This is a genomic window from Salidesulfovibrio brasiliensis JCM 12178, assembly GCF_001311825.1.
Taxonomy (GTDB): Bacteria; Desulfobacterota; Desulfovibrionia; order Desulfovibrionales; family Desulfovibrionaceae; genus Pseudodesulfovibrio; species Pseudodesulfovibrio brasiliensis.
On record NZ_BBCB01000135.1, the window covers coordinates 1 to 4,861 of the forward strand.

The window sequence follows — 4,861 nt, forward strand, 5'->3', positions numbered from 1 at the left end:
CCACGGCGCGGCGCATGGCCTTGGCGCGGATGTCCGTCGGCAGGTGCTCGGGGTAGAGCACGGTCTCGTCACCCGCGCGCATGATGGTGCGTTCCATGGTCTGCACGAGCTCACGGATATTGCCCGGCCATTCATAATTCATAAGGATGTCCAGATAGTCTTCGGACGGTTCCTTGGGCGGCTTGCCGTATTTGCGGCACAGGCGGTCGAGGTGGAACTTGCTGATTGCCGGAATGTCTTCCACACGCTCGCGAAGCGGCGGCAGGGTGATGGCGCAGGCCTTGATGCGGTAATAGAGATCGGTGCGGAATTCGCCGCGTTCGCACATTTCCTCAAGGTTTCGGTTGGTGGCGGCCACGAGGCGGAAGTCGCTCTCAAGCTCGCGGGTCGACCCTACGGGCCTGAACCGTTTTTCCTGCAGCACGCGAAGGAATGTGGCTTGTACGGTCTGCGGCAGTTCGCCAACTTCATCAAGGAAGAGGGTGCCGCCGTTGGCCTGCTCCACAAGGCCGGTGCGTGTGGCATCCGCTCCGGTAAAGGAACCTTTGACGTGGCCGAAGAGTTCGCCTTCGGCAAGGCTCGGGGGCAGGGATGCGCAGTCGAGCACAACGAACTTCTTGTCGCCACGGGCGCTGTTGTCGTGGATGGTCCGGGCGATGACCTCCTTGCCGGTGCCGGTCTCGCCCGTGATGAGCACGCCTGCGTCACCGGCCGAGGCCACGGCCACGTTTTCCAGCACCTGTTGCAGTGCTGGGCTTTCTCCCACGAGGCTGTCGCGCTTGATGTTGACCTGTCCGCTCTTGCCGCCTTTTTCGCGCACCCGCAGGGCGCGGTCCATGGAGAACATGATCTGCTTGAGCGTGCTGGTCTTTTCGATGTAGTCCCATGCGCCGTTCTGGATGGCCAGCTCCGCGCCGTCCGGGTCCCCAAGACCGGTGATGATGATGACATCGGGCCGGGAGGGGATCTTTCGGATTTCGGGCAGCACGTCGATGCCGCTGCCGTCCGGCAGGCTCACGTCCAGAAACACGAGGTCGATGGGCGTGCGCGAGAGCCTGTCCAGCCCCTCGGCAATGGTTGAGGCGGTGAGCGCGCGGTGTCCCGCATCCTCAGCCAGTTGTGATATGATGGTGCTGATGTCCGGATCGTCGTCCAGAACGAGTATGGTTGCCATGCCAGTGTCCCCCGTTTCCGATTTATCCCTGCGGGAGATATGTCGTATTTTGCGTAAATTGTCGAGAAAGTCCTTGTGAATTCGTTTTCAGAAAAAATCTGTATCCGATTTCAACTATTTGGAAGGCTGCTTGCCAAAAGCTGCCTCGCGGTCTATTCAGGCGGCGTCGGCACCGTACAATGCGGAGCGCCGCGGGAGGGAATATGAATAGCATGACACGGGCTCTGTGGCGACACCCTGTTCGCCTGACCTTGGCCATATGCCTGCTCGTTTTCGGCGTTACCGCCGCGGTGTTCTGGTACACGCCGGGGCGCGATCTCAAATTGACCGCCGAGGAGCGCGAGTGGCTCTCTAACCATCGCACCATCAGGCTGGGCGTGACCCCTTCCACGCGGCCGTTGGAGTTCTTCGGCGGCAAGGCCGAGTACAAGGGCATGGTGGCGGATTACATGCACATCCTGTCCGACAGGCTCGGGGTTCGCTTCGAGGTGGTGGAGACAACCAACCTCAAGAAGCTGCTGCATATGGCCGAGGATCGCGAGGTGGACGTCATCGCCGCCTTCTGGGCCAACCCGGCCACCATCAAGTACATGCGTTTCACGCGACCCTATCTCGTCATCCCCACGGTCATTCTGGTGAACAAGAACCAGAAGGAGTATCTCCAGCTCAAGGACATGTCTGACATGGACCTTGCCCTGCCCAAGAGTAACGCGGTCATCGACTATGTGCGCAAGTATTATCCGCGCATTCATATCCAGCCGGTCTACAATTATCTCGCCGCACTGCTGCACGTCTCCTTCGACGAGATCGACGCGACCATCATTTCGCTCCCTCAGGCGAGTTATTTCATTGAAGAAAAAGGTATCACCAACCTGCGCGTCGCCGGACATACAGACTACAAGATTTACCACCGCATCGCCACGCGCTCCGACTGGCCGATCCTCAATTCCATCATGCAGAAGGGGCTGGATTCCATCACGCAGACCGAGCGCGACGCCATTTACCGAAAATGGGTCACGGCTGGATCAGCATTACATCTCGTTCCTTCTCCAGAACAAGCATTTCTGGTTCTACTTCGGCGGAGCCACGCTGTTCATAATCCTTTTCGTCGCCTTCATCATCTCGTGGAACCGGACCCTCCAGAAGCGTGTGAGTGAGAAGACGCGTGAGCTGAAGGACGAATTGAACGCCCGCGTCCGGCTCATGACCGCTATCGAGCAGGCACAGGACGGGATTTTCATCATCAGCACCGACGGCATCATGGAGTACATGAACCCGTCGTTCGAGCGCATGAGCGGCTACGCGTTGGAAGAGTTGGAAGGGAAGCATGTCTCCGTCATCCGCAGCGATCGCCAGAGCACGGAGTTCTTCGAGGAGCTCTGGAAGGACCTCATACGCGGCGATGTCTGGCGCGGCCAGACAACCTACCGCAGCAAGTCGGGCCATGATTATGAAGTGGACCTGAGTATTTCGCCAATTCACGACAACACCGGCAAGATGACCGGATACGTCGAGGTGGCGCGTGACATTACCGAGCAGCTCCAGATGGAGAAACAGCTTCGCCAGAGCCAGAAATTGGAAGAGCTCGGAACATTGGCGGGCGGTATCGCGCACGATTTCAACAACATCCTTGCCGCCATTCTGGGGTATGCCGAGCTGGCCCAGCCTACACTGGAGCCGGGAACGCGCGGGTACGACAACCTTGACCGCATCATCCATTCGGCAAAGCGGGCCAAGGAGATGGTTCATCAGATTCTTGTGTTCAGCCGCAGGCGTAAGCCGGACAAGGCCCGTGTGGACATGGTGCCGCTGCTCAATGAGGTCGGCCAGTTCCTCGAAGTCTCCCTGCCGTCCACCATTGAAGTGCGCTCCGACATCGCCGTCAGCAGCGGATGGGTCATAGGCGATTCCAGCCAGATTCATCAGGTGGTGACAAACCTCGGCACCAACGCGGCCTACGCCATGAGCGAGAACGGCGGCACCCTGACCATCTCCCTCGACCGTGCTCATATTGAGCAGGCAGTGTTGCTTCACGGTGGCAGGCTGGAGCCGGGCGATTACCTGCGCCTGACCGTTGCCGACACGGGCACCGGGATCCCCGAAGAGGTCATGGGCCGCATCTTTGACCCGTTCTTCACTACCAAGCCCCAGACCAAGGGCACCGGTCTCGGACTTTCCATGGTTCACGGCATTGTGGGCAGCATGCATGGCGGAATCGACGTGAAAAGCACGCTCGATGAAGGGACCATCTTCCATATCTACCTGCCGGAAAGCGAGGGGACTGCCCCGCGTGTTGAGTTTGAGGAAGGCGACGTGGTGACGGGCAAGGGCAGGATTCTTCTGGTGGACGATGAGGAGGACATGGTGGCCGTGGGGACGCAGATGCTCACCGACCTCGGCTACGCGGTGCAAGGCGTTCAGGACAGCAATGAAGCGCTTGAGCTTTTCCGCAGTTCTCCGGATTCCTTCGACCTGCTCATTACCGACCAGACCATGCCGCGCATGACCGGCGACCGGCTTGCCAAGGCGGTGCATGAAATCCGCCCCGAACTTCCGGTCATCCTTTGCACGGGCTATTCGGCCTCACTGGACAATCTGCGTCCGGGTGAAGCCGGAATCCGCTCCGTGCTCATGAAGCCCTTCGAGATGGCCAAGCTGTCGCGGGTGGTGGGCAAGGTCTTCGAGACCCTGCGAGGGTAGGCGGGAGCCGGATCGACTCCCGCCCGGAGGAGGTTATTGCGGCACATGGCATCCGTTGCAAGAGACCGGTGGACGGGCGTCTGAGTCGCGTCGTGCCGTGCGGTGGCAGCCCACGCAGCTTCGCTCGCTGTTCCGGTCGTGGAACGCGCCGTAGAAACTCATGGGGTCCCTGCGGCTTTCCGAAACATGACAGCCTTCCGAAGCACAGCCCAGCGGCTCGCCTTCGCCGTCCCACTCGTGGTGACAGGTGATGCAGGCCACGGTCCCGTCAGCGTCGTGCAGTTCGTGCGAGAACGGCACCCCGGCCCGGTTCGTGACCCAGCCGTCCGGCGGAAGCAGCAACATGTCTTGCGGCAGCGCGGCGGCACTGGCCTGTGCGGCCGTGAAGATGAAAGCCGTGAGGATGAAGATTCTGTACAGTGTCGTCATGGGGGCACTCCTGTTTCAGTTGACGTGCCATGACTAAGGCAAACGGTGTGCCAGTCTTTTAGCGCTTTAAATCATTGGAAAAGATTGGTGGGAGTGCAAGGGCGTACGTGTGCAGACAGCGCACAGGTGCGCAGAGTGTGCACAGATGGTCCGGCCGACCGGCCGGAATCAGACGTTTCAGGAGCCCCGGTTGAAGCCTACCTCGACCTCGCCGTTTCGGACGATGGTGGGAACCCGGCGCTGGCCGCCGTTGAGTTCCAGCATTTCATCCAACTTGGCTGGGTCAAGCAGCACATCCACAAAGGCTGCTTCAGGGTGTGCGTCCAGCGCGCGCTTGGTGTGCGGGCAGGTGCTCTTGCCGTAGATGGTGATGGTGTCAGACATGTAAGCAATCGTACGCGTCGATGGGTTTGTGGTCCAGAGTGCGGTTGGAATTTATACTTCGGCAAGAAAAAAGGGCGACCCGATCGGGCCGCCCTTTGTCATTTATCGAATGGTCAGACTTAGCGTCTGCGACCACCGCCGCCGCCACGACGGTCATCACGACGACCACCGCCG

6 protein-coding genes are annotated in these 4,861 nt (G+C 59.9%); 2 read left to right on the forward strand and 4 right to left on the reverse strand.

Features of this window, described 5'->3' with window-relative positions; translation table 11 throughout:
- A partial coding sequence (locus JCM12178_RS16920; RefSeq protein ID WP_054653112.1) for a sigma-54-dependent transcriptional regulator occupies positions 1–1,174 on the reverse strand: 1,174 nt, incomplete at its 3' end.
- A gap of 203 nt (positions 1,175–1,377) precedes the next feature.
- Here JCM12178_RS16920 and JCM12178_RS18825 point away from each other — a divergent pair.
- Together JCM12178_RS18825 and JCM12178_RS16930 are read left to right on the forward strand one after the other, a co-directional pair.
- A complete protein-coding gene (locus JCM12178_RS18825; RefSeq protein ID WP_054653114.1) occupies positions 1,378–2,331 on the forward strand; it encodes a transporter substrate-binding domain-containing protein in 954 nt (317 codons plus the stop codon).
- Entirely contained in the window at positions 2,324–3,874 is a 1,551-nt protein-coding gene (locus tag JCM12178_RS16930) for a hybrid sensor histidine kinase/response regulator (protein ID WP_054653115.1), read from the forward strand. The genes JCM12178_RS18825 and JCM12178_RS16930 overlap by 8 nt, the downstream gene beginning before the upstream one ends.
- 33 nt (positions 3,875–3,907) lie before the next feature.
- Here JCM12178_RS16930 and JCM12178_RS16935 read toward each other — a convergent pair whose 3' ends face one another.
- From JCM12178_RS16935 to JCM12178_RS19020, 3 genes are all read right to left on the reverse strand, one after another.
- A complete protein-coding gene (locus tag JCM12178_RS16935; protein WP_054653117.1) occupies positions 3,908–4,303 on the reverse strand; it encodes a cytochrome c3 family protein in 396 nt (131 codons plus the stop codon).
- Between the two features lie 177 nt (positions 4,304–4,480).
- Entirely contained in the window at positions 4,481–4,687 is a 207-nt protein-coding gene (gene uxx1, locus JCM12178_RS16940; protein WP_054653119.1) for a UXX-star selenoprotein family 1, read from the reverse strand.
- A partial coding sequence (locus JCM12178_RS19020) for a hypothetical protein (protein WP_218185663.1) occupies positions 4,680–4,861 on the reverse strand: 182 nt, incomplete at its 5' end. The genes uxx1 and JCM12178_RS19020, both read right to left, overlap by 8 nt.

Bases quoted from the DNA above. Each gene is read 5' to 3' on its own strand.
- uxx1 (WP_054653119.1), bottom strand. From the start codon at position 4,687: ATGTCTGACACCATCACCATCTACGGCAAGAGCACCTGCCCGCACACC.
- JCM12178_RS16935 (WP_054653117.1), bottom strand. From the start codon at position 4,303: ATGACGACACTGTACAGAATCTTCATCCTCACGGCTTTCATCTTCACG.
- JCM12178_RS18825 (WP_054653114.1), top strand. From the start codon at position 1,378: ATGAATAGCATGACACGGGCTCTGTGGCGACACCCTGTTCGCCTGACC.